This window comes from Bifidobacterium porcinum, from assembly GCF_055378475.1.
Genome location: NZ_AP029603.1, coordinates 1,671,975 through 1,695,162, shown reverse-complemented (window position 1 = coordinate 1,695,162; position 23,188 = coordinate 1,671,975). Strand labels below are relative to the sequence as shown.

The 23,188-nt window shown below is 60.4% G+C and carries 22 protein-coding genes and 1 tRNA gene; 18 read left to right on the top strand and 5 right to left on the bottom strand.

Annotated elements, in window-relative coordinates; translation table 11 throughout:
- The first annotated feature begins 1 nt into the window (after position 1).
- The 11 genes from rplO to ACZ41G_RS06670 all read left to right on the top strand — a co-directional run bounded on the left by rplO (position 2) and on the right by ACZ41G_RS06670 (position 7,424).
- On the top strand, positions 2–460 hold the full coding sequence (rplO, locus tag ACZ41G_RS06720) for a 50S ribosomal protein L15 (RefSeq protein ID WP_015450954.1): 459 nt from the start codon (positions 2–4) through the stop codon (positions 458–460).
- Between the two features lie 229 nt (positions 461–689).
- A complete protein-coding gene (secY, locus tag ACZ41G_RS06715; RefSeq protein WP_464145045.1) occupies positions 690–2,027 on the top strand; it encodes a preprotein translocase subunit SecY in 1,338 nt (445 codons plus the stop codon).
- 200 nt (positions 2,028–2,227) lie between these two features.
- Entirely contained in the window at positions 2,228–2,788 is a 561-nt protein-coding gene (locus ACZ41G_RS06710; protein WP_033505964.1) for an adenylate kinase, read from the top strand.
- A gap of 156 nt (positions 2,789–2,944) precedes the next feature.
- On the top strand, positions 2,945–3,163 hold the full coding sequence (gene infA / locus ACZ41G_RS06705; RefSeq protein WP_015450951.1) for a translation initiation factor IF-1: 219 nt from the start codon (positions 2,945–2,947) through the stop codon (positions 3,161–3,163).
- A 20-nt stretch (positions 3,164–3,183) separates the two neighbouring features.
- The gene (gene rpmJ / locus ACZ41G_RS06700; protein ID WP_003814578.1) at positions 3,184–3,297 is read left to right on the top strand and encodes a 50S ribosomal protein L36; all 114 of its coding nucleotides are present in this window, start codon (positions 3,184–3,186) and stop codon (positions 3,295–3,297) included.
- A 125-nt stretch (positions 3,298–3,422) separates the two neighbouring features.
- Positions 3,423–3,800, top strand: coding sequence for a 30S ribosomal protein S13 (gene rpsM, locus ACZ41G_RS06695; protein ID WP_015450950.1), 378 nt, complete (start codon positions 3,423–3,425; stop codon positions 3,798–3,800).
- 77 nt (positions 3,801–3,877) lie between these two features.
- The gene (rpsK, locus tag ACZ41G_RS06690) at positions 3,878–4,276 is read left to right on the top strand and encodes a 30S ribosomal protein S11 (protein WP_015450949.1); all 399 of its coding nucleotides are present in this window, start codon (positions 3,878–3,880) and stop codon (positions 4,274–4,276) included.
- A 79-nt stretch (positions 4,277–4,355) separates the two neighbouring features.
- Positions 4,356–5,354 carry a DNA-directed RNA polymerase subunit alpha gene (locus ACZ41G_RS06685; protein ID WP_015450948.1) on the top strand — a complete coding sequence of 333 codons (999 nt, stop codon included), beginning with the start codon at positions 4,356–4,358 and terminating at the stop codon, positions 5,352–5,354.
- A gap of 77 nt (positions 5,355–5,431) precedes the next feature.
- Positions 5,432–6,079: a 50S ribosomal protein L17 gene (gene rplQ / locus ACZ41G_RS06680; RefSeq protein ID WP_321046543.1), complete on the top strand. Its 648-nt coding sequence runs from the start codon at positions 5,432–5,434 to the stop codon at positions 6,077–6,079.
- Positions 6,080–6,274: 195 nt separating this feature from the next.
- Positions 6,275–7,174 (top strand): tRNA pseudouridine(38-40) synthase TruA, encoded by a 900-nt coding sequence (gene truA / locus ACZ41G_RS06675; RefSeq protein ID WP_464145043.1) that lies wholly within the window; start codon positions 6,275–6,277, stop codon positions 7,172–7,174.
- 164 nt (positions 7,175–7,338) lie between these two features.
- Positions 7,339–7,424: transfer RNA gene (locus ACZ41G_RS06670), tRNA-Ser, on the top strand.
- Between the two features lie 957 nt (positions 7,425–8,381).
- Here ACZ41G_RS06670 and ACZ41G_RS06665 read toward each other — a convergent pair.
- A complete protein-coding gene (locus ACZ41G_RS06665; protein WP_464145042.1) occupies positions 8,382–9,197 on the bottom strand; it encodes a hypothetical protein in 816 nt (271 codons plus the stop codon).
- A 159-nt stretch (positions 9,198–9,356) separates the two neighbouring features.
- Here ACZ41G_RS06665 and nusA point away from each other — a divergent pair, with 159 nt between their 5' ends.
- The 5 genes from nusA to ribF all read left to right on the top strand — a co-directional run bounded on the left by nusA (position 9,357) and on the right by ribF (position 16,640).
- Complete coding sequence (gene nusA / locus ACZ41G_RS06660; RefSeq protein WP_321046540.1) at positions 9,357–10,421, top strand: transcription termination factor NusA; 1,065 nt, start codon at positions 9,357–9,359, stop codon at positions 10,419–10,421.
- A gap of 193 nt (positions 10,422–10,614) precedes the next feature.
- On the top strand, positions 10,615–13,413 hold the full coding sequence (infB, locus tag ACZ41G_RS06655) for a translation initiation factor IF-2 (RefSeq protein ID WP_464145040.1): 2,799 nt from the start codon (positions 10,615–10,617) through the stop codon (positions 13,411–13,413).
- 235 nt (positions 13,414–13,648) lie between these two features.
- Positions 13,649–14,224: a 30S ribosome-binding factor RbfA gene (gene rbfA / locus ACZ41G_RS06650; protein WP_033505956.1), complete on the top strand. Its 576-nt coding sequence runs from the start codon at positions 13,649–13,651 to the stop codon at positions 14,222–14,224.
- The gene (truB, locus tag ACZ41G_RS06645; RefSeq protein ID WP_464145039.1) at positions 14,217–15,221 is read left to right on the top strand and encodes a tRNA pseudouridine(55) synthase TruB; all 1,005 of its coding nucleotides are present in this window, start codon (positions 14,217–14,219) and stop codon (positions 15,219–15,221) included. The genes rbfA and truB overlap by 8 nt, the downstream gene beginning before the upstream one ends.
- Positions 15,222–15,329: 108 nt before the next feature.
- Positions 15,330–16,640 (top strand): bifunctional riboflavin kinase/FMN adenylyltransferase, encoded by a 1,311-nt coding sequence (gene ribF / locus ACZ41G_RS06640; protein WP_464145037.1) that lies wholly within the window; start codon positions 15,330–15,332, stop codon positions 16,638–16,640.
- 35 nt (positions 16,641–16,675) lie between these two features.
- Here the strand turns inward: ribF and radA are convergent, their stop codons facing one another.
- Positions 16,676–18,100: a DNA repair protein RadA gene (gene radA, locus ACZ41G_RS06635; protein WP_033505949.1), complete on the bottom strand. Its 1,425-nt coding sequence runs from the start codon at positions 18,098–18,100 to the stop codon at positions 16,676–16,678.
- Between the two features lie 102 nt (positions 18,101–18,202).
- Here radA and ACZ41G_RS06630 point away from each other — a divergent pair, with 102 nt between their 5' ends.
- Positions 18,203–18,841, top strand: a complete 639-nt coding sequence (locus ACZ41G_RS06630; RefSeq protein WP_464145036.1) for a hypothetical protein — start codon at positions 18,203–18,205, stop codon at positions 18,839–18,841.
- Positions 18,842–18,955: 114 nt separating this feature from the next.
- Complete coding sequence (locus ACZ41G_RS06625; RefSeq protein ID WP_004268639.1) at positions 18,956–19,045, top strand: 30S ribosomal protein bS22; 90 nt, start codon at positions 18,956–18,958, stop codon at positions 19,043–19,045.
- A 297-nt stretch (positions 19,046–19,342) separates the two neighbouring features.
- On the opposite strand, the gene ACZ41G_RS06620 is transcribed toward ACZ41G_RS06625, so the two are convergent.
- The 3 genes from ACZ41G_RS06620 to ACZ41G_RS06610 all read right to left on the bottom strand — a co-directional run bounded on the left by ACZ41G_RS06620 (position 19,343) and on the right by ACZ41G_RS06610 (position 22,995).
- Positions 19,343–20,656, bottom strand: coding sequence for an O-acetylhomoserine aminocarboxypropyltransferase/cysteine synthase family protein (locus tag ACZ41G_RS06620; RefSeq protein ID WP_464145034.1), 1,314 nt, complete (start codon positions 20,654–20,656; stop codon positions 19,343–19,345).
- 208 nt (positions 20,657–20,864) lie between these two features.
- Positions 20,865–21,563 carry a ribose-5-phosphate isomerase RpiA gene (gene rpiA, locus ACZ41G_RS06615; protein WP_464145033.1) on the bottom strand — a complete coding sequence of 233 codons (699 nt, stop codon included), beginning with the start codon at positions 21,561–21,563 and terminating at the stop codon, positions 20,865–20,867.
- 241 nt (positions 21,564–21,804) lie between these two features.
- A complete protein-coding gene (locus ACZ41G_RS06610) occupies positions 21,805–22,995 on the bottom strand; it encodes a ribonuclease H family protein (protein ID WP_464145031.1) in 1,191 nt (396 codons plus the stop codon).
- Positions 22,996–23,188 lie beyond the last annotated feature (193 nt).

Sequence of the window (23,188 nt, the reverse complement as noted above, 5' to 3'; positions counted from 1 at the left end):
TATGGCAAACGAAGAAGCAGACATCCTGCAAATGCATGATCTGCACCCGGCTCCGGGAGCCAAGAAGGACCGTATCCGCGTTGGTCGCGGTGAAGGTTCCAAGGGCAAGACCTCGGGCCGTGGCGCCAAGGGCACTAAGAAGCGCTATCAGGTTCGTCCTGGCTTCGAAGGCGGACAGCTGCCGCTGTACATGCGTCTTCCGAAGCTGCGTGGCTTCAAGAGCCCGTTCAAGCAGGTCTACCAGGTCGTCAACATTGCTACGCTGAACGAGCTGTTCCCTGAGGGCGGCGAAGTCACCGTGGCCGATCTGGTCAAGAAGCGCGCTGTGCGTGCTGGCAACCCGGTTAAGATCCTTGGCGATGGAGACACCAAGCTGGCGTTCACCATCAAGGGCGTGAAGGCTTCGGCCTCCGCCAAGGCCAAGATTGAGGCCGCAGGCGGCTCCATCTCCGAGAACTGAACTCGGTGATGCTTGCCTGCTAGACAAGCTGATGTGACCCTCTCCTGTACTAGGAGAGGGTCACATCGTATTCAGTACTGTACCCGCGGTTTCCGCCACGCTGCCGGCGTTGCCTCGCGTGCATCGACGCACGTCAGGTAGACGGCATGGGGTAGACTGTGGAACTTAGAGTGTGACATTGCACGTTCGCGTGGTTTCCTCGCGCAAGACATAAGGGAAGGAACCCCAGGTGAGGACGTTAATCCAGGCCTTCAAGACCAAGGAATTGAGGAACAAGATCCTCTTTGTACTTGGCATGATCATCATTTACCGTATCGGCTCATTCATCCCGACACCGGGTGTCGACGTCAAAGTCGTCCAGCAGTGCGTCGGCAAGATGAGCACGGTATCCGAGAACTTCATCGGTCTGGTCAACCTCTTCTCCGGCGGCGCCATGCTCCAGCTGTCGATCTTCGCACTGGGCGTCATGCCGTACATCACGGCATCCATCGTCATCCAGTTGCTGCGTGTGGTCATTCCTCGTTTCGAAATGCTGCACAAGGAAGGCCAATCCGGCGAAGCGAAGCTCACCCAGTACACCCGTTATCTGACCATCGGCCTGGCGGTGCTCCAATCCACCACCATCCTGGTCACTGCGCGTTCCGGCGCATTGTTCAACTACCAGTGCTCGCAGGTCATCCCGAACGATTCGGTATGGAATCTGGTCGTTATGGTCCTCATCATGACTGGCGGCACCGGCTTCATCATGTGGATGGCCGAGCTTATCACCGATAAGGGCATCGGCCAGGGCATGTCGATTCTTATCTTCATGTCAATCTGCTCCGGCTTCCTGCCGCAGCTGTGGGAAATTGGCTGGGGCACCAATGGCAAGGACGGCAACTGGACCAAGTTCGGCATCGTCGTCGGCGTTCTGCTCGTCATCATGATTTTCGTCGTGTATGTCGAACTTGCTCAGCGCCGTATTCCGGTGCAGTATACGCGCCGCATGATCGGCCGTAAGATGTACGGCGGTTCGTCCACCTACCTGCCGCTCAAGATCAATATGAGCGGCGTTATCCCGCCGATTTTCGCGTCCTCGATCCTGTCCACCCCGACACTGATCGCACAGTTCGGCAACAGCGACCAGAGCTGGGTCAAGTGGATCAACACCAACCTTGCCAGCACCACCACCGTGTGGTACATCGTGCTGTATGCCATCCAGATTGTGTTCTTCACCTTCTTCTACACGTCCATCACCTTCGATCCGGACGAAGTTGCCGACAATATGAAGGATTACGGCGGGTTCATCCCGGGTATCCGTGCCGGTAGCGCGACCAGCCGTTATCTTGGCTATGTGATGAACCGTCTTGATACGGTGGGCGCCATCTACCTGCTGTTTGTGGCACTCATCCCGACTGTTCTCATCATGTCCATGCACCTGAACAACCGTCTGCCCTTCGGCGGCACGACGATCCTGATTATCGCAGGCGTCGGCCTAGACACCCTGCGTCAGGCGAAGGCTCAGACCGAGCAGTTCCAGTACACCGGATTCCTGTTCGAGAACACCGAGCACGTCGAAGGCAAGTAATCACAACCACAACCGGGTACGGTCCTTGAGACCGTACCCCAACTGTTATCCGCGGCTGCACAAAGTGAGCACAGATAGCAGTTTCGCCATCACCGTGTATGACATGCAAATTGTGCGTGGCCTCATCTGGGCCTTAGGCTCCGGACTCGAGGTCGCGGATCATTGGCTTATCAAGCCAACAACCACAGGAAAGGAACACCATGCGTCTGCTGATCATGGGACCGCAGGGCGTCGGCAAGGGAACCCAGGCCGCTCTGCTGAGTAAGCATTACAACATCCCGGCGATTTCCACCGGAGATATCTTCCGCTACAACCTGAAGAACCACACTGAGCTCGGCAAGCAGGCACAGGCGTATATCGACAAGGGCGAACTTGTGCCAGACGAGCTGACGAACTCGATCGTCAAGGATCGTCTTGCCAAAGACGACACCCGCAACGGTTGGATTCTTGACGGGTATCCGCGTAACGCCGCGCAGGTCGAGGCGCTCGACAAGATGCTTGACGAGCTGGGAACTCCCTTGGATTATGCTGTCGCGCTCGACGCGGCGCAGGATGTCCTGCTGGAACGCATGAAAAAGCGTGCAGCCGAGGAAGGTCGTTCCGACGACACCCCGGAAGCGATTGCGAAGCGTCTTGAGACCTATGCGAAGGAGACCGCACCACTGCTCGACATCTACCGCAACCGCGGCAAGCTCGTCAGTGTCAATGGCGTCGGCGAAATCGAAGCCATCAACAAGGAGATCATCGCCAAACTCGGCTGACGATCAAAGGCGGTCCGTTACCCGACGAACCGCGTGACCATCGAAGCTGGTGGTGCAACACGCCGTGTGTTGCACCACCAGCTTTTCGTGTATTATTGCAATTTGGTGTGTCTTCGGATACCCATAGTAATTCGTCTGAGGAACGGAACGAGGCTCATGGCAAAAGACGGTGTGATTGAAGTCGAAGGCAAGGTGGTGGAAGCACTGCCGAACGCGATGTTTCGCGTGGAACTTGAGAACAAGCACATCGTGCTGGCAACGATTTCCGGAAAGATGCGCAAGAACTACATCCGTATTCTTCCGCAGGACCGGGTTGTGCTGGAGATGAGCCCCTACGATCTGAACCGCGGGCGTATTACGTACCGTTACAAGTAAGGTACAAGCAAAGGAAAACCATGAAGGTCAGCCCTAGTGTGAAGAGGATCTGCGAAAACTGCCGCGTGATCCGTCGTCACGGCCGCGTCATGGTGATCTGCACGAACCCGCGCCACAAGCAGCGTCAGGGCTGAGCAGATTTCCAGCGGCATATGAACAGACACTGAATCACAGCGCAAGCTGAACCCCGGGTACGCAGGCCCGGGCCGGGAAACCGGGCGATTCGGTGTGAGACCTGCGCAAAACAAAAGGAATCGCAATGGCACGTCTTGCCGGAGTCGACATCCCAAATGAGAAGCGTATCGAGATTGCGCTCACCTACATCTTTGGTGTGGGCCGCACTCGTGCGAAGGAAACGCTTGCCGCGACCGGAATCAATCCGGATACCCGCGTCAAGGATCTTACGGATGAGCAGCTCATCACGCTGCGCGACTATCTTGAAGCCAACTACAAGATCGAAGGCGATCTGCGTCGTGAAATCGATGCGGACATCCGTCGTAAGATCCAGATCAACTGCTACCAAGGCCAGCGTCACCGTAGGGGACTTCCTGTGCGCGGTCAGCGCACCAAGACCAACGCCCGCACCCGCAAGGGCCCGAAGCGTACGGTCGCCGGAAAGAAGAAGGCCACCAAGTAAGGTGGCGTGCCCCGGGCCACGAGACGGACTAGCTCATCGCCCGGGCATTCAAGTTCGTTACTAGGAAACGAGGGTCAATGGCAGCCAACAAGCAAGCTGCGCGCAAGCCGCGTCGCCGGGACCGCAAGTCGGTGCCGGTCGGGCAGGCGCACATCAAGTCCACTTTCAATAACACCATCATCTCGATTACGGACCCGTCCGGAGCGGTTGTCTCCTGGGCGTCCGGTGGCGATGTCGGTTTCAAGGGCTCCCGCAAGTCCACGCCGTACGCCGCTGGCATGGCCGCCGAATCTGCTGCCCGCAAGGCGATGGAACACGGCGTCAAGAAGGTCGACGTATTCGTGAAGGGCCCGGGTTCCGGTCGTGAAACCGCCATCCGTTCCCTGCAGTCCGCCGGACTCGAGGTCGGTTCCATCACCGACGTCACCCCACAAGCGCATAACGGCGTTCGTCCTCCGAAGCGTCGTCGCGTCTGAGCACTTTTACAATCCACCCATCCAACCCGCTTATGGCCGGTGAGTGCACCACCGATCAGAAGCTGAAAGGATAACCACAGTGCTTATCGCACAGCGTCCGACACTTACCGAGGAATCTCTCAATCCACAGCGCTCACGTTTCGTGATCGAGCCGCTCGAGCCTGGCTTCGGCTATACGCTCGGCAACTCCCTGCGCCGCACGCTGCTCAGCTCCATCCCTGGAGCGGCAGTCACTTCGGTCCGCATCTCCGGCGCCCTGCATGAGTTCACTACTCTGCCTGGCGTGGTCGAGGATGTCACCGAGATCCTGCTCAACATCAAGGGCATCGTGCTGACCAGCGAATACGACGAGCCAGTGGTCATGTATCTGCGCAAAAGCGGTAAGGGCGAGGCTACGGCGGGAGATATCACGCCGCCTGCCGGCGTCACCATCGCTAATCCGGATCTGCACATCGCCACGCTCGAAGACGATGGCGAACTCGAGATCGAGTTCACCGTTGAACGCGGCCGCGGTTATGTGCCTGCTCAGATGAACAAGCAGGATAACGACGAAATCGGCCGCATTCCGGTCGATTCGATCTACTCCCCGGTTCTCAAGGTGAGCTACAAGGTCGAGGCCACTCGCGTGGAACAGCGCACCGACTTCGACAAGCTCATTCTGGACGTGGAGACCAAGCCCGCCATTTCGCCGCGTGATGCGGTGGCTTCGGCCGGCTCGACCCTGGTTGAGCTTTTCGGCTTGTGCCGTGAGCTCAATGCTCAGGCCGAGGGCGTCGAGGTTGGTCCGGCACCGGTTGCCGAAGAGACCAACCCTGAGATGTCCATCCCGATTGAGGATCTCAATCTCACGCAGCGCAGCTACAACTGCCTCAAGCGCGAGGGGATCCACACCATCGGCGAGCTGGTGTCCCACACCGAGCAGGATCTGCTCGATATCCGCAATTTCGGTATGAAGTCCATCGACGAAGTCAAGGAGAAGCTGCAAGGTTTCGGCCTGTCGCTCAAGCCTTCGCCACTCGGCGGATTTGATACCAACAACCTCGAAGGTGGCACGTTCTTCTCGCCGGAAGATGAGTGAACCGCCCCTTTGACCAACCGTTCCTGATCGGATGTTCGGGCATCTGCCCACCTGAGCGGGAACAATAAGGAGTAAACATGCCAAAACCGAAGAAAGGCCCGCGTCTGGCGTCGAGCCCGGCACATGAGCGCCTGATGCTCGCGAACATGGCGACCAGCCTGTTCCGCAACGGCAGCATCAAGACCACCCTGCCGAAGGCAAAGCGTCTGCGTCCGCTGGCCGAGCGCCTGATCACCTTCGCCAAGCGTGGTGATCTGCACTCCCGCCGTCGCGTGATGCGCGTCATTCGTGACAAGTCCATTGTCCACAAGCTCTTCACTGAGATTGCCGAGCAGATGGAACAGCGCGAGGGTGGCTACACCCGCATCGTCAAGATTGCTCCGCGTCGTGGTGATTCCGCTCCGCAGGCCATCATCGAGCTCGTCACCGAGCCGGTTGCCAAGAAGGCCGTCGTGAAGGAAGCTGAAGCCGCTGCCAAGACCGCCGCGAAGGAAGACAGCGAGGCTGTTGCTGCTGCCGCCGATGCCGCGATCGCTGATGGCGCTGCTGATGATGCCGTTGAGCAGGCTGTGGCCGCCAACGAGTCCGGCAACGACGTCGCCGCTGCTGACGCCGCCGCTGTTGACCTCGATAAGACCGCGGATGCCGCGGATGCCGAGGCTGCTGAGCAGGTTGAGGAAGCTGACGTGGCTGATGACGCCGAGAAGGCTGCCGACGAGAAGTGAGTGAACAGTCACCTTCCTTGATTGTTGCACAACACTGATGACGGGGGTCGGATCCATACGGGTCCGGCCCCCGTTGCCGTATATGATCGCATACCGGAGGCATTGTCACGAGACGTATCCCGCATGTGTCTGTTTACTGTCGCATGCCACTTGATTAACGGCACACATTTATGCCAAGGTCGTATACTTGTGCCGATGAGATTGAGAATTGACCTTTCCTATGATGGCGGCGGATACCATGGCTGGGCGCGACAGCCAGAGCTGCGCACAGTCCAAGGCGAACTGGAACACGCGTTGGCGACCATCCTTCGACTTGCTGACGAGCGGGAGATTCGTGTCACTGTCGCCGGCCGAACCGATACCGGCGTGCACGCATTGGGGCAGGTGTGCCACGTCGATATATCGCCCGAGGTTCTCGACTCATGCATCGGCCATATGCAGGCGAATGGTGTCGAGGCGTTGGAGCGTCGCCTCAAGCATGTGTTGCCCGATGATATCGTTATCCGCTCCATCAGCCGCGCGCCTGACGGTTTTGACGCGCGATTCTCCGCGCTGGAGCGAACTTACGTCTATCGGATTTGTGATGCAGGTCGGCCGGTGGACCCCAGGATGCGTGGATTTGTGACGGCTATCCCGGATCGACTTGATTTAGGCCTAATGAACGAGGCAGCCCGGATGACCGTAGGCCTGCACGATTTCGGCTCGTTCGCGACACCCAATCCCGGGGGTACGACCATCAGGGAGGTCAAGCGCGCCCACTGGGACAGAATCCCGGATGCACCGCTGGTGTCGGGGGATTCCGATCCGGCAGGGTATCGGGTGTCTGTTCTCGAGTCAGGGCTGGTCTGTTTCACGATCGTCGCCGATGCCTTCGCCCACAATATGGTGCGTTCGTTGGTTAATGCTTGCGTGCAGGTAGGCAGAGGTAGGAAAAGCTTGGACTGGTTCGCGCACAAAATGGCCGAGCCGGTTCGTGAGGGTTCGACCGGGCCTATCGATGCGCGCGGATTGACGCTGGAGCACGTGTCCTACCCTCCGGATGACGAACTGGCTGCGCGTGCCGAGGCAATCAGGGCGAAGCGCACCTTGGAATAGCTGTTCGGCTGCACGTTAGTCGTGCATGCTTGAGTCGGCATGTGAGAACAGCTTGGTGGGGGATATTCTCGCATCATGGCGACACGCGGGACGGATGCGCGTGAAATTGTCCTATAATAATCAGGTTGCATGTTTTCTGCGGTCATCGCAGTGACGAGCGACTTGGATGAGTGTCCGAGCGGTCGAAGGAGCACGCCTCGAAAGCGTGTGAGGGCGAAACCCTCCGCGAGTTCGAATCTCGCCTCATCCGCAGTACCCCGTGGGTTCCACCCGCGGGGTTTCTTGTTATCAAGCCCAAAACCGCGCGGTTCCAACGGTTTCACGGCGTGTCGCCCCACCAGGCAGGGTTGCGTCGAGGGGGCATACAGATATATGTCATGGCGCATATTGGGGGACGCATTAGGGGCATGGTGGGCGCGTGCCGCAACGCCGGTGAGGATGATAGGCAATAACTTTGGTCCCTATATGCGTGGCGAGATGTATGGGAGACTGGAACATTGTTCCGGTCTGCGTGCGCATCCTGTATGCCGCGGCATGCGAAGCTGAACAAGATCGTCGGAAAGCAGCAGCTCCGGGCTGTGTCCTGCGATCTGTACATTCCCGGACATACGTAACTCGCCATATTGCTCACGGATTGGGCACGGCGTCTCCCGTCTGCCATGAGGCGTATGCCGGGGCATACGTAAACCGACATTACGGCTCCTGGGCGGACCTGAAAGCTTTTCGACCGACGCGGATGCGCTTCTCCCGCACACGGGAGTCGGGAGCCACAGTCCAGTCTGAGCGATCTGCGGATATGCGAATCTCAATATCTCGCGTTTTCGTGTGGATTTCGAGAGATATTGAGAAGAAAGTCTGAATATCTCTCGGCGGTGACAGTTTTGGGGAGATATTGAGCATTCAGCACGATGTTGCCATATAGGCAGGATTATCAGAAGCTTGAAATTTCAACGATTCTAACTTATCGTGCCTTCGTCGCGTCATCGGGCGGTCCTGAAAAAGTCGCGGATTTCGCATTATCGGAGAGATATTCAGAGATTATTCGAAAAATCTCTCTCGCACAGGATTTTCGGCGAGATTTTCGGACTTTCTGATACACAGGCATCCAGAGATGAAGAGGACCGATGGGCCGGACATATTTATCTGACCACCCACAGTTCGTCGAGTCGTGGGTATCACGGGATCGCGAACTATGCCAGGTGTGGCGTCATTGCTTGCTGATACTTGCGAAAACCGCAAAATCGGCGCTCGGGTAGCCTTGCGCGAACGCCTCGTAGCAATGCCCCGTAATCAGACGCACCAACACGAGCATCTGATTGGTGCGGGTGCTGGCTGCTGTAGCCCCGGTGTTCGAGACGGTGTTGTCGGGGGATGCGAGGGCGGCCAACTCCTCCAACGCGCAGTCGATTTCGATGATGGACACCGTGGACGCCTGCAATCCTGTTGATTGGTCGGTCGCAGTGCTCGGATTGGCGAGCAGATTGGTTATGTCGTATTCTTTCTGCCGCAAATCGCCGGTATTGCCCGCGATAGACATCAACTGCGACCCGGCGGCATGATGGTTGTCGCTTGCGGTGAGAGTCGCGCCGGCCACCCCTTTGGCGGCGAGCACTTGCAATGCGGAGCCTGCGCGGTCTTCGGCAAGCGCGAGTTTGCGAAGAATTGCTTTGCTTAACGGCAGCGCTGTCAGCCCATCGAGACGCTGTCTGCGCAGGGCGTTGCCGTCGTGGGCGCTCGCCGTGTAGGTCTGTGAGATGCTTTGCGCGAGATTGTTGGCCAGCCATTGGGCTTGCGCGCTGCGGATGACCCCTTCTGTGATGCGTTGCGGACATGCTGCCGCGACGGTCTGCCAGTCTTGCGCCGACTGCGATGACGCCAAGTATCTGACGATGATCGGACCGTGCTGTGCGCGGGAGTCGTTGTCGGTGGCGGAGCGGTAGGAGCGCTCGCAGTCGGTTTCCTGATATTCCGATTCGGCTCGTCCTGCGATTCTGGGGGATGAGCATGCAGTCGTGGCAGTCATCACCGCGATTGCGGCAACGCATATGACGGCGTATCTGAAGATAGTGCGCGCACGGCGAAGGAGAGGACTGCGTGTCTGCATAATCATCTAAAGTAGTACGTAACTGTGACTAATTGGGCAAAGCGCTCGGTAATAACTTCACATAGGAGGTCTTGCAGGATGGAACTGGACCTGGCAGGTATTCACCAGCTGGCAGCTGGTCAGGGAATTGACGCCGAGACGCTGGATGATGCACTTTCCGAGGCATTGCGACTGGCTTATCTCAAAACACCGCACGCGGCGAAGCATGCCCGCGTCGAGCTTGACGAGCGTGCAGGCACGTTCACGATCTGGGCTCAGGACGAGATTCCGGTCGAGCCGACCGAGGATGATCCTCATCCGGCGCCGAAGTTGGGGGAGGAGTATGACGACACCCCGCATGATTTCGGTCGTCTCGCTGCCGCGACGGCGCGTCAGGTCATCAGCCAGCTGTTCCGCAAGGCTGAGGATGACCGTGTGCTTGGCGCCTTCGCAGGGCAGAAGGGCAAGCTGATCACCGGTATCGTCCAGCAGGATGCGAAAGATCCGAGCAACGTGCATATCGCGGTCGGCGATGTCGAAGCGCTGCTTCCTCGTCGCGAGCAGGTGCCGGGCGAACGGTATCGTCATGGCGAACGTCTGCGCGTGTATGTGGTCAATGTGTCTCGTGGCCTGCGGGGGCCGGAGATCGTCGTCTCCCGTTCCCATCCGGAGCTGGTGCGTCGCCTGTTTGAACGCGAGGTGCCGGAGCTGGTGTCCGGCGCGGTGTCCATCATGGCGATCGCGCGCGAGGCCGGTGCCCGCACCAAGATCGCGGTCAAGGCGAACACTGACGGGGTCAATCCGAAGGGCGCATTGATCGGCCCTGCGGGATCCAGAGTGCGTGCTGTCATGGAGAATCTCGGCAACGAGAAGATCGATATCGTCGATTGGTCCGCAGATCCGGCGAAGTTTGTGGCGTCGGCGCTGTCACCTGCGGTTGCGACGGATGTGCAGGTCATCAGTGAGAAGAACAAGACCGCCATCGCGTTCATCCATGACGACCAGCTGTCGCTCGCCATCGGCAAGGAAGGGCAGAACGCCCGTCTCGCCGCGAAGCTGACCGGTTGGAAGATCGGCATCGAGTCTGCCGAGCAGCATAAGGCGAAGCTCGCCGCCGAACGGGCAGCCGAGGCAGGCGCGTCACAATCGGCTGAAAACAAGTAGACACGGCTCGCGCCGCAATCCACAGTCTCCGGTATGCTGGATTGCGGCAATCCGGGCCCGGCAGTCCATACTTCCGGGCCGTGACACGGAGACGAGGTAACAGATCATGGTCGCACGATGAGACAAGGTAAGCTCGCCATCATCGAAGTGTGACTGCGCATATGCGCGCAGTCACGGAATAGGAGAAAACTGAGTGGCAAAACAGCGCGTATATGAACTGGCCAAGGAGCTTGGCGTTGACAGCAAAACCGTCCTTGAGAAGCTCAAGGACATGGGGGAGTTCGTCAAGTCCGCGTCTTCTACCGTGGAGGCGCCGGTCGTTCGTCGTCTGAAGGCATCCTTCCCGAAGCAGGATGCATCCAATAAGCCAAACGATAAGAAGCAAGGTGCAAAGGCTGCACCGCGTCCGCAACACTCCGAGCATCATCAGGAGCAGTCGCAGGCATCAAGCGAGAGCAATGCCGCGAAGCCGGGGCCGGCACATCTGCATGTGCCGAAGCCGGGTGCACCGCATCCGGGGCCTCATGCCGGCCAGCGTTCCCAGCAAGGTGGTCGTCCTGACCGTCCCCAGCGCCGTGACGACCGTCGTGACAACCGCGAGGGACGCAATTCCCGTAACGGTGAGCAAGGCCGTCCGGGTCACAATCCGCGTCGTAATGGTCCTCGCCCAGGGGCCAGCGGTCCGCACGCGTCGCGCGGAGCCCAAGGCGCCGCGTCGCAACAGCGTTCCGGTACGCCGCATGCCGCGACTCCGGGGCCGCGTCCGGGCAACAATCCGTTCAGCCGCAAGCAGGGCATGCACGTGCCCACTCCGGGTGACATCCCGCGTCCGCACCCCATGGCGCGCCCGACTGTCGAAGGTGGTCGTGGAGGCCGTGGTCGTGGCGGCCGCAATGGTTTCGCCAATGGCCGCGGTGCTCGTCCGGGGCAGTGGGGCCAGCATCGTCCTGGCCAAGGTGCCGGCGCAAACCGCGGTGGAAGCGGCAATCATTTCGGCGGCGGCTTCCAGAACAGTGGCGGCAATGCCGGTCCGTCCCGTGGCGGCGGCCGTGGTCGTGGCGGTGCCGCAGGTGCATTCGGTCGTCAGGGCGGCAAGTCCTCGAAAGCACGCAAGAACCGTCTCGCGAAGCGTCATGAATATCAGGAGATGAAGGCCCCGGTCATCGCCGGTGTGCGCATCCCCGCAGGCAACGGCCAGACTGTGCGTCTGCGTCAGGGCGCGTCCCTTGCGGATCTTGCTGAGAAAATCAACGTCAATCCGGCGGCGCTCGTCACCGTCCTGTTCCATCTCGGCGAGATGGCCACGGCGACCCAGTCCCTCGACGAGGCGACCTTCCAGATTCTTGGTGAGGAAATCGGCTGGAACATCAAGATCGTCTCCGCTGAAGAGGAAGACAAGGAGCTGCTGCAGCAGTTCGACATCGACCTTGATGAGGAAGAGCTGCAGGACGACAAGAACCTCAAGCCGCGTCCGCCTGTGGTCACGGTCATGGGCCATGTCGATCACGGTAAGACCCGCTTGCTGGACACCATCCGCAAGACCAACGTGGTCGCTCGTGAGGCCGGCGGCATTACCCAGCGCATCGGCGCATACCAGGTGACGGTCAAGCTTGACGGCGAATCGCGCAAGATTACCTTCCTCGATACCCCTGGCCACGAAGCCTTCACCGCTATGCGTGCCCGTGGCGCCGAACTCACCGATATCGCGATCCTCGTGGTCGCCGCGGATGACGGCGTCATGCCCCAGACCGTTGAGGCGATCAACCACGCGCAGGCGGCGCATGTCCCGATTGTGGTCGCGGTCAACAAGATCGATAAGCCAGGCGCCAACCCGGAACGTGTGCGCGGCCAGCTCACCGAATTCGGCTTGGTACCGGAAGAGTACGGCGGCAACACCATGTTCGTCGACATCTCCGCCAAGCAAGGAACAAACGTCGACAAGCTGCTCGAAGCGGTGTTGCTCACCGCCGACGCGGAGCTTGATCTGCGCGCCAACCCGGATATGGACGCTCGAGGCGCCACCGTCGAAGCCCGACTGGACAAGGGCCGTGGTGCAGTGGCGACCGTGCTCGTGCAGTCCGGCACCCTCCATGTGGGTGACGCTATCGTGGCCGGTACCTCGTACGGCCGCGTGCGTGCGATGCTCGACGAGAACGGCAATCATATGAAGGCCGCAGCCCCGTCCACGCCTGTCCAGGTGCTCGGCCTGACTTCCGTGCCGACCGCAGGTGACCTGTTCCTGGTCGCCCCTGACGACCGTGCGGCACGCCAGATCGCCGAGAAGCGTCAGGCCACCGAACGCGCGGCCCAGCTGGCCAAGCGCCGCAAGGTGGTTTCGCTCGAAAGCCTCAAGGAGCAGTTCGCCAAGTCCGAAGTGGATATGCTCAATATCGTCATCAAGGGCGATTCCTCCGGCTCTGTCGAGGCCCTCGAGGATTCGCTCATGAAGATCGATGTGTCCGAGGAAGTCGGCATCCAGGTCATCCACCGCGGTGTCGGTGCCATCACGCAGAACGATGTCAACCTGGCGAGCGTCGACAAGGCCGTCATCATCGGCTTCAACGTGCGCCCGAACCGTCAGGTCGCCGATCTGGCGGAACGCGAAGGCGTGGAGATCAAGTACTACTCGATCATCTACAAGGCCATCGAGGATGTCGAAGCCTCCTTGAAGGGCATGCTCAAGCCCGAATACGAAGAGGTCGTCACCTCGCACTCCGAGATCCGCGAAATCTTCCGTTCCTCCAAGTTCGGCAACATCGCCGGCGTCATGGTTCAGGACGGCGAGGTCAAGCGTGGTACGAAGTGCCGCATCCTGCGCAACGGGGTCGCCACGGTCAACGACCTGGAGATTTCCTCGCTGCGTCGTTTCAAGGACGACGTCCAGTCGGTCAAGGAAGGCTACGAGGCCGGTATCAACCTCGGTACCTTCAACGACATCGAGATCGGCGACATCATCGAGACCTTCGAGATGCGCGAAATCGAACGCAAGTAGCCGTTGTGGACGGCCCGGGCCGTCCACAACGGTTCGGAACACCAGGAACAGGCCAGTGCACTCCATCGGCGCACTGGCCTGTTGCGCAACCGAAGACATGAAGACTGCCCGCGGGCGGTTACGCCCTCAGCCTGAAACAGGCACACGTGACTGGGCTGTGGGAATATCAAACCAACGAACGTATCAGACCGGCCTCGAACAGACCGGCTCCTAGAACTCTTAGAAAGGAACACCATTGGCAGGGACGAATCCACGGGCGGCGCGCATCGCGGCGCTCATCCAGCGTGTGGTCGCATCCGCGTTGGAACGCCAGCTGCACGACGAACGGCTCCACAGCGTGACCATCACCGACGTGCGGGTCACCAACGATTTGCAGATCGCCACCATCTACTGGACCCAGCTCGGCCACGACGGCAAGGAACAGGGTGAACGCAAGCGCGCCCAGCAGGCGCTCAATCAGGCGAAAGGCCGTCTGCGCACGCTGGTCGGTCGCAAGGCGGGGCTGCGACTTACCCCGGAACTCAAGTTCAAGTTCGACGAGGTGCCGGGAGAGGCGACCGAAATCGAAGATATTCTAGTCACCGCCCGTCGTCGTGACGAGGAACTCGCGAAAAGCCGTGAACACGCCCAGTACGCCGGCGAAGCCGATCCGTACAAGCATCCTGAGGAGCGGGAGAACCGATGGGCCGAGGATGATGATTACGATGCTTATGACGACGACAACTACGGTGAGGAATCCGACGACGCCGTCGATACCGGCGACGAACATGACGATACCGACAGCGGGCTGACAGGCGGGCAGGATGCCTGACGGCCTTATCGTCATTGACAAGCCGCAAGGGGTCACGAGCCATGACGTCGTTGCCGCGGTACGGTCGGTGCTTCACGTGAAACGCGTCGGCCACGCAGGCACGCTCGACCCGATGGCCACCGGCGTGCTGGTCATCGGGTTCGGCTACGCCACCCGGCTGCTCAACTACATCGTCGACCATCACAAGACCTATGAGGCGACCATCCGGCTCGGGATGCGCACCACCACCGAGGATGCCGAAGGCGAGGCCATCGAGTGGCCTGCCGAGGAACGCGAACACGTGCGCGCGCAAATCGCCGCGCTTTCCCGGGAAGTGATTGAACAGGCGATTAACACCCACCTGATGGGGGAGATTAGCCAGGTCCCGAGCTCCTACTCTGCGGTGAAAATCAACGGCAAACACGCCTACGATCTCGCCCGCGAAGGCAAGGAGGTGGCCCTCGAGCCTCGCCAAGTGATCATCGACAGCTTCGACGTGCTCGCCGTCCATGAACCGGATGCGGCCCAGAGCACGCGCGATATCGACGTGCGTGTCACATGCTCCGCAGGAACGTATATTCGGGCGCTCGCCCGCGATCTGGGCCATATCCTCGGGGTCGGCGGATACCTCACCCGGTTGCGGCGCACCCATGTCGGCGCGTTCAGCCTCGAAGGACCGCATGTCTTGCCCGCCCGCAGCGAGGAACATAGCTTCACCACGCGCGACGGACGGCACGAAACCCGCATGAGGGCCCGGCTTGATACCACGAAGGAGCAGCTCTTGGACGCCGCCCTGACCATGGGGCAGGCCGCACGGATGACCATGCCCGTCGTGGATGTCAGTGACAAGCAGGCGCAGGATCTGCGGTATGGGCGCAGTATTGGCGTCACCGTGGCGGGTGCCACAGCCGCCATCGCGCATCCGGCAAATACCGGGGAAGACGTGGTCGCCATCATTGTCCCCGACAGCGGGATGCCGGCGCAATCGCGCCCGACGGTGGTCTTTCCCGCCGCCTGACCTTTTGCTAGAGTGGACGCGGCAATCCAAGAATCAAAACATCGAAGACAACCAAGACATCACAACCAAGACATCCAAGAATTTCGGGACAACGACAAGAGGAACAGCATGAACATCACCAATCTGGTTCCCGACGTCAACGGGCTGGTCAACTGGCCGACCTTGAGCGTCAACCGTAAATCCGTCGTCACGGTCGGATCCTTCGACGGCATGCATCAGGGGCACCGTGCGGTGATTGGAAGAACCGTTGAATTGGCCAAGCGCAACAACGCCTTCTCGGTGGTCATCCTGTTCGACCCGCGGCCGAGTGTCGTCCATCAGTACGCAAAAACCCATCAGGGGCAGCAGCCGCCGGCGGATATCGCCGATCCTGAGCGGCTCATGGGCGTCGACCAGCGGCTGCGCGTCATGGACGAACTGGGTGTGGACCACGTGCTGCTCGTGCGGTATACGCTCGCGTTCGCCGCGAAATCCTTCCGTTTCTTCCTCGGCCAGCTGGTCGGCAAACTCGGTATGCGCACCCTCGTGCTGGGGCAGGACGCGCATATGGGGGCGGGCCGCACCGGCGATGTGAAAGCCATCGAGAATCTTGCGCTCGCCACCGGTGTGTTCGAACTGGACATCGTTGACGACCGCGGGCCCGGATACACGCGTATCCCGCAGAATATCGCATATGTTGCGCCTGAGGGACCGGGCGAGCCGAAAGACCCGACCGTCGGCATGACCAAGGCCCAGATGCGCGCGTGGAGTAAAAAGCATCAAGCCAAACAGGCGAGAGTGTGGAGTTCCTCGAATGTGCGCTATCTGCTGTCCCATGGACGGATCAAGGATGCGAACGCCATTCTGGGCGCGCCTCATGCCATCGAAGGCACGGTTGTTCACGGCGAGCAGCGCGGTCGTGGCATCGGCTTCCCGACGGCGAATCTGGACACGCAAATTGACGGATTCCTGCCTGTCGATGGCGTGTACGCGGGGTGGCTGGTTGACTTGGGTGAGCCTAAGAACGGCGATGATGCGCAGGATTCGACGACGTCTGCAGATGCGGCGGATCAGGCGTCACAAGACGCTGTTCGGCCCGATGTTGCGAATGCGGACGGCACCACGCCCGCCGCAAGCATCCCGCTGCCCGTGGACCTTGCCTCCATTCGATCGCGGCTTGCTCCGCACTCGCCATACCGTTGGCCGGCGGCTATCTCCATCGGCACCAAACCCACATTCGAAGCCGAAGCCGGCGAGCCGGAACGTGTCGTCGAAGCCTATGCGGTGACCGATGACTGGCTTGACCTGTACGGGCATCGCGCTCGCATTGAATTCACCGGATTCCTGCGTCCGCAAATCAAGTTCGATTCCGTGGACGCACTGAAAGCTGAGCTTGCGGTCAACGCCAAGCAGGCGGCGGATGCCGCCCGGCAGGCCTGAACGGCTGTTGGCGCTGGCATATCGTCAGCCGTCTCTCACCGGCGCTTCGTGAGCCCCAATGCGTCCAACGCATCCCGCAACGACGTCACCTCGACCAATTCAATCCCCTTCGGCGCGGAACCTCCCCGCCGCTTGCCCGAACGGGTCGCCGGAACCACGGCACGTGTGAACCCGAGCCGTGCCGCCTCGTTCAACCGGTGGGTGAGCTGGGGAACTGGCCGCACCTGCCCGGTCAGCGATATCTCCCCGATCGCGCAGGTCGACCGTGCAATCGGGGTGCCGGTCGCTGCGCTCGCCAACGCCGCAACAATCGCCAAATCGCATGCCGGCTCTTTGGCGGACGCCCCCGCGATGGTCGAAACATAGACGTCGTTGGCAAGCAGATTCACCTTGCCATGACGGTACAGGACCGCGGTGAGCATCGCCAGACGGTTCCCATCCACACCGTTGACCGCACGACGCGGGGTGGGCAACACGGATTTCGTGACGAGCGCCTGCAACTCGATTGGCAGGCTGCGATGCCCGTCCAGAGTGAAGGTCACGCATGTGCCGTCTACCGTCTCCTGCGAAGCGGACAGGAACAGCCCGGAAGGGTCGGTCACCTCTTCTATGCCCTCGCCGCTCATATCGAAGCAGCCAACCTCGTCGGTGGGACCGAACCGGTTTTTCACCGCGTGCAGCATACGCAGCGCGGTCTGCGTATCGCCTTCGAATTGGCAGACCACATCGACCAGATGTTCCAGTGTGCGCGGCCCGGCGATTGAGCCATCCTTGGTGACGTGACCGACCAAGACAATAGGGATGTCAAGGGTTTTTGCGGTGTCGATAAGCGCGCTCGCGACTTCTCGCACCTGGGTGGAACCGCCCGAGATGCCATCGACATCTTGGGAGACGATAGTCTGCGCGGAATCCACGATGGCGAGCCGCGGATGTTCCTGAGCGATCAGCCCCAAAACGGTGGCCAGATCAGTGGTGGAGGCGAGCAGGAGATTGTCCTGCACCGCATCGATGCGTGAGGCACGCATGCGCACCTGTGCCTGCGATTCCTCGCCCGACAGGTACAGTACGGTGCCATCCGGGTTCGTGCGCGCCACATTCCCCGCCGTTTCGAGCAAGAGCGTTGATTTGCCGATACCCGGCTCGCCGGCGACCAGAACGACAGAACCGGGGACGATGCCGCCGCCCAGTACACGGTCGAATTCGCCGAATCCGGTGGGAATGCGGGCAACGCTTTCCGTGCCGACTTCGCTGATCGGTTTGACCGTGCCCTCACCCACCACGGTCTGTGCCTGCGTGCGCGAGGTACGGCCGGGAGCGGCGGTGCGTGATTTTGCGGCGGGACGCGCCTCATGGAACTCCTCGACCGTGCCCCATTGGCCGCATTCAGGGCAGCGTCCGTACCATTTGGGGCCGTTCCAGCCGCATTCTGTGCACACGTACTGCGTCGTAGTCTTTGCCATAGTGCCGAAGCTAGCGAACTTTCGCGACATTGCGCGGCGGGCTCAACGTGCGTTCCCGATGATGCCGGGCACGCGTCATGCCGCTGTGCGAGAATAAACCGTATGGCGAACACTCAACAATCCTCATCCCACGGCAAGCTCACTGCGGTAATCGCAGTGGCAGCGGTGGTTATTGTGCTGGCACTGCTGTCGGCATTCATCTGGCCCGGCTGGGCGCTCAACAAGACGACGACACCGGCGAGTGCGCCGACCACCAGCTCGACGGCGAGTGGCAAGAAGTCAGCGAGTGCGAAAGCTCCATCGACTCCGACCATTTCGGCAAAAGCTCTGCCCGCTGACGCGACCAGTCTGCTGAAAGCCATGCCGGACAGCGTGGTCAATTATGCGCGTACCGACGCCAACCCGAGCGCGAACTGGACATCCACGTCACCGCTGGAAGAGTACACGATGACGTATTCCACTGGGAATGACACAAAGAACATCTCACTGATTACCGCACAGTGGTCCAGTGCAGATGATGCGAAAAAGCAGTATGAGACGTTGACGGCCTCGCTGACTGGCGACGAGATTGCATCCGGCAATGTCAAGGTCAGCGGAAAGACTACCGGCAGCTATGTGATTCGCAAGGACGCCTCCGACAGCAAGAAGGCGGTCGCTGTCTGGCTCAACGATACCGCGGTATTTCAGGCGAACGGTCCGAGTGACGCGGTGACGACGTTCTGCCAGAAATTCCCGCTGTGACGAAGGCACGACGCGCTTTCGCGTGTGCCGTCGGAATGTCGTTATCCAAAGTCGCCGAATGCGTGTAGTATTAGGCGAGTTGCAATCTTTCGGTAATAAGAATGGAGGCTTCAGATGGGTTCCGTCATCAAGAAGCGCCGCAAGCGGATGAGCAAGAAGAAGCACCGCAAACTGCTGCGTAAGACTCGTCACCAGCGCAAGTAGTTGCACCGGTGAAGCCTCGCGCAAGTACTGCGAGTAGCTCACAGCTCAGGCCCCTCTTCGGAGGGGCTTTTTCTTTGCCTTACCGGAGCGGCCGCCTTGAACTGGTGACATCCGGACGCGGCTTTGGCGTAACCGGGTTGGCAAGAGGACGCATAGGTATGTTGCGTATGTCCGGGCATGCGCAACCTGACATGGTGATCGCACGCCGAGAAAGAAAACCGCGAACGGGCTGGATTACCATCCGTTCGCGGTTCAGCTATTCACGTTATTACTGCGCACAGGTGCGTGCGTGTGGGCTCAGAGCACGGCGTCCATGGCCTGCTTCAAGTCGGCGATGATATCGTCGGCGTTTTCTAGGCCGCAGCTCAGACGCACGAGGTCGATGCCGACGCCCGCCTCCTTGAGCTGCTGCTCGGTGAGCTGACGGTGCGTGGTGCCGGCCGGGTAGAGAATGCAGGAGCGCGAATCGGCTACATGCGTGGCGATGGACACGAGCTTCAAATGGTCGAGGAACGCGGAGACCTTGTCGCGACCGCCGGGCACGCCGAAGGCGATGACGCCGCACGTACCGTTCGGCATGTATTTCTTCGCGAGCTCGTAGTATGTGTCGGTTTCGAGACCCGGATGGTTCACCCAGGAGATACGCGGATCGGATTCAAGGAACTTCGCGACCTTGTAGCCGTTCTCGCAGTGGCGCTGCATGCGCAATCCGAGATCTTCGAGATTCTGGCCGAGCACCCATGAGTTGAACGGCGAAGGAATGGAGCCGAAATCGCGCATGAGCTGCGCCACGCACTTGGTGATGAACGCGCCGCCGTTGCCGAACTCCTTGGCGTAGGTCACGCCGTGGTACGAATCGTCGGGTGTGGTCAGGCCGGGGAACTTGTCGGCGTGGGCCATCCAGTCGAAGTTGCCGGAATCCACGATGGCGCCGCCCACGCAGGAGCCGTGGCCGTCCATGTACTTGGTGGTCGAATGCGTCACGATGTCGACGCCGTACTTGAAGGGGCGGCAGTTGACGGGCGTCGGGAAGGTGTTGTCGATGATCAGCGGCACGCCGTGCTGATGTGCTGCGGCGGCGAACTTGTCGAAGTCAAGCACCATGAGCGAGGGATTGGCGATGGATTCGCCGAACACGGCCTTCGTATTGGGCTGGAACGCGGCGTCGAGCTCTTCGGGCGTGCAGTCCGGGTGCACGAAGGTGCAGTCGATGCCCATGCGGCGCATGGTGACGTTGATGAGGTTGTACGTACCGCCGTAGATGGCGTTCGAGGCGACGATATGGTCGCCGGCGGAGCACAGGTTGAACAGTGCGAAGAAATTCGCCGCCTGGCCGGAGCTCGTGAGGATGGCCGCGGTGCCGCCTTCGAGCTCGCAGATCTTCTTGGCGACGACATCGTTCGTCGGGTTGGACAGGCGGGTATAGAAATACCCGGACTCCGACAGGTCGAACAGGCGGGACATCTGCTCGCTGCTCGTGTATTTGAATGTGGTGGACTGGACGATCGGGGGCGTGCGTGGCTCGCCGTTCTTCGGCTGCCAGCCGCCCTGGACACAGATGGTGTCGATGGAATGCGATTCGTCTGCCGTGTCGGCCGTGATATCGGTCATGGGGTTTGCCTTTCTATAAGAGGGGATCGGGTTGGATGTGCGTCAACGCCCCCTATTCAGTTTATCCCCAGCTTATCCGCCGACTCTCTTATGTGTGGCGGTGCCCGAGTGGCTTTTTATGATAACGGCCTTATGCGCGGCGAATCTGTGTCGCGCATAAGGCCGGAGCTGTCGTGGCGATTCCATGGATCGCCGCAACGGGTCAGGGCTACTTGTTCGGGTTGATCAGGGTGCGGGGGCCGGCCGGATCGCCAACGATGACTTGGTCGACCATGTTGAGGAACAGACCATGCTCCACCACGCCCACGGTGTGGATGAGGTCCTCAGCCAGCTCCTGCGGGTGGTCGATGCGCCCCAGGTGCAGGTCCACCACGTAGTCGTTCTCGTCGGTGAGCACCGGCTTGCCCTCGGCGTCCAGGCGCAGCGTCGGCTTGTAGCCCTTCGCCTCGAATTTGCGGATCACCTGGCCGTTGCCGAAGGGGATGACCTCGACTGGCAGCGGGAACTTGCCGATGGTGTCGACGACCTTGGACTGGTCGACAATCCACACGACCTTGTTGGAGTTGATCGCCACGATCTTCTCCCACAGGAGAGCCGCGCCGCCGCCCTTGATGCCGTTGAAGTTCTTGTCGACCTCGTCGGCGCCGTCAATGGTGATGTCGATATGGTCGACATCGTCGATGTTGACGATCTTGATACCGTAGCCCTCAGCCTGCTCCTGCGTGCGGCGGGAGGTGGTGACGCCGGTGAACTTGAGACCTTCCTCCTGCACGCGACGGCCGAGCTCGTCCACGAGGAAGCGCACGGTCGAACCGGTGCCGAGACCGGCGATCATGCCGTCCTGGATGAGCTTCGCGGCTTCGATGCCGGCCGCTTTCTTCAATGCGTCTTGCTGTGCCTTGTCCATAATGCTCCTTTGAGCTCGCTGTATGACAGACGCCGTGACGTTCCGATACGGGTTGGCCCGGATGGCCGTCACGATGTCGCTTCGCCTCGCATAATGCGCCGAAGCCTGCTTCTATAGTATCGATGCGGCGGTATTTCGCGGTGCGGCCTCAATTCTGGCTCGGCTTACAGCGCGACTATGGTGTGATGCCTTTGATACTTCGAGATTGGGCCCATCGTCCCACTGACTGCCGGCCGCCCGCCTACCCAAGCATGAACCGGGCGCCGTTGAGCTCGATGGAGCCGTCGCCTTGCACGTATCCGTCGATTTCCACCAAGCCGTGGATGCGGCGGGGCTCACCGCTGAATGTCGGGCTGCTGGACGGCGGCGGGGAGAACCGCAACGTGCCGGAGAGCGTCAGGCCCGGGACCGTGCGCAGACGGTTCGCGCCTGATGATGTGGGTGTGACGGATGCGGCGGCGGTGTTGTGCGTGGATGCGGCTTGACCGGCAGCGGGGGATGTCGCTATCTCGCTGTTGCCTGATTCGGCGGCCTCGGCGGTTGCGGTAGTGGCGGAATCAATGGCGGCTGGTGCAACATCGGAGACCGATGGAGTATCGGAAGCCGTATTGTCCTTGTTGGCGGCGATTGCTGTGGTCGCACTATCCGCAGCGTCTATCGCATCCACTGACCCTGTGGTGGCCTGATAATCAGGCAAATCATCAGGCACGCCTTCCGGCTCGGCCAGTCGTTGTGCCAGTGAATCGGCGCGTTTGCTGCCGGAGGAAGTCCGCGAATCCGGCTTGCGGTCGCTCGTACCGGGTACGCCACCCGTATCTTCGGCACGGCCTAGATGGTATTCGGCGGCGGAAATCTTGCCTTCCATGAGCATGTGCGCGTCCTCGGGCACGGTGGTGCCTTTGGCATATTCGGAGGCGAGCAGCGACTGCCAGCCTTCGAGCGGCAGATACCCTGGTTTGACGCCGCTGCGGCAGTCGCCGGCATACCCGTGGGCGAGGTGGTCGACTTTTTCATTGCCGGGATTGTTGTTGTGGCCTTTGACCCACACGAATTTCACCGGGCCGGGGCGCTGTGAGATCTCATGGTCGATTGCCTTGATGAGTTCGCGGTTTTTCACCGGCTGGCCTTTGGAGTTCTTCCACCCGTTTTTCTTCCATCCGCGTACCCACGTGGTGGAACAGTTGATGGCGTATTGCGAGTCGGATTCGATGGTCAGCGGTTCCGCTCCCGGGTGGGCGCGCAAGGCTTCGAGTACTGCGCACAGTTCGCCGATCTGGTTGGTGCCGTTGGATGCGCCGCCTGCATCGCAATCGCCTTCGTGCTCATGTCCGGGAGTTCCGCCCGCATGCGGCGTGTGATCCGCCCATGCCCAACCCATCGGGCCATTCGGATTACCCAGCGCTGATCCATCCGTCGAAACCGTGATTGTCATGCCTCCACCTTACGGACAGGTGGGGATACGATACAGCGACCGCAGAAACGCTCAATCGACGCGGTTCGCCCTGTACGCAGGTGGGATGCGGCTGTCTGACCATTCGGGCGTGTCGCCATTTGACTTGAAGTGAACTTGAACCTTTAGAGTGAAGGCATCACGACGCGGATAGGGAATCGTTCCGGACAGCGCG

Bases quoted from the DNA above. Each gene is read 5' to 3' on its own strand.
- rplO (WP_015450954.1), top strand. From the start codon at position 2: ATGGCAAACGAAGAAGCAGACATCCTGCAAATGCATGATCTGCACCCG.
- ACZ41G_RS06710 (WP_033505964.1), top strand. From the start codon at position 2,228: ATGCGTCTGCTGATCATGGGACCGCAGGGCGTCGGCAAGGGAACCCAG.
- infA (WP_015450951.1), top strand. From the start codon at position 2,945: ATGGCAAAAGACGGTGTGATTGAAGTCGAAGGCAAGGTGGTGGAAGCA.
- rpmJ (WP_003814578.1), top strand. From the start codon at position 3,184: ATGAAGGTCAGCCCTAGTGTGAAGAGGATCTGCGAAAACTGCCGCGTG.
- rpsM (WP_015450950.1), top strand. From the start codon at position 3,423: ATGGCACGTCTTGCCGGAGTCGACATCCCAAATGAGAAGCGTATCGAG.
- rpsK (WP_015450949.1), top strand. From the start codon at position 3,878: ATGGCAGCCAACAAGCAAGCTGCGCGCAAGCCGCGTCGCCGGGACCGC.
- rplQ (WP_321046543.1), top strand. From the start codon at position 5,432: ATGCCAAAACCGAAGAAAGGCCCGCGTCTGGCGTCGAGCCCGGCACAT.
- truA (WP_464145043.1), top strand. From the start codon at position 6,275: ATGAGATTGAGAATTGACCTTTCCTATGATGGCGGCGGATACCATGGC.
- ACZ41G_RS06665 (WP_464145042.1), bottom strand. From the start codon at position 9,197: ATGACTGCCACGACTGCATGCTCATCCCCCAGAATCGCAGGACGAGCC.
- nusA (WP_321046540.1), top strand. From the start codon at position 9,357: ATGGAACTGGACCTGGCAGGTATTCACCAGCTGGCAGCTGGTCAGGGA.
- truB (WP_464145039.1), top strand. From the start codon at position 14,217: ATGCCTGACGGCCTTATCGTCATTGACAAGCCGCAAGGGGTCACGAGC.
- ribF (WP_464145037.1), top strand. From the start codon at position 15,330: ATGAACATCACCAATCTGGTTCCCGACGTCAACGGGCTGGTCAACTGG.
- radA (WP_033505949.1), bottom strand. From the start codon at position 18,100: ATGGCAAAGACTACGACGCAGTACGTGTGCACAGAATGCGGCTGGAAC.
- ACZ41G_RS06630 (WP_464145036.1), top strand. From the start codon at position 18,203: ATGGCGAACACTCAACAATCCTCATCCCACGGCAAGCTCACTGCGGTA.
- ACZ41G_RS06625 (WP_004268639.1), top strand. From the start codon at position 18,956: ATGGGTTCCGTCATCAAGAAGCGCCGCAAGCGGATGAGCAAGAAGAAG.
- ACZ41G_RS06620 (WP_464145034.1), bottom strand. From the start codon at position 20,656: ATGACCGATATCACGGCCGACACGGCAGACGAATCGCATTCCATCGAC.
- rpiA (WP_464145033.1), bottom strand. From the start codon at position 21,563: ATGGACAAGGCACAGCAAGACGCATTGAAGAAAGCGGCCGGCATCGAA.
- ACZ41G_RS06610 (WP_464145031.1), bottom strand. From the start codon at position 22,995: ATGACAATCACGGTTTCGACGGATGGATCAGCGCTGGGTAATCCGAAT.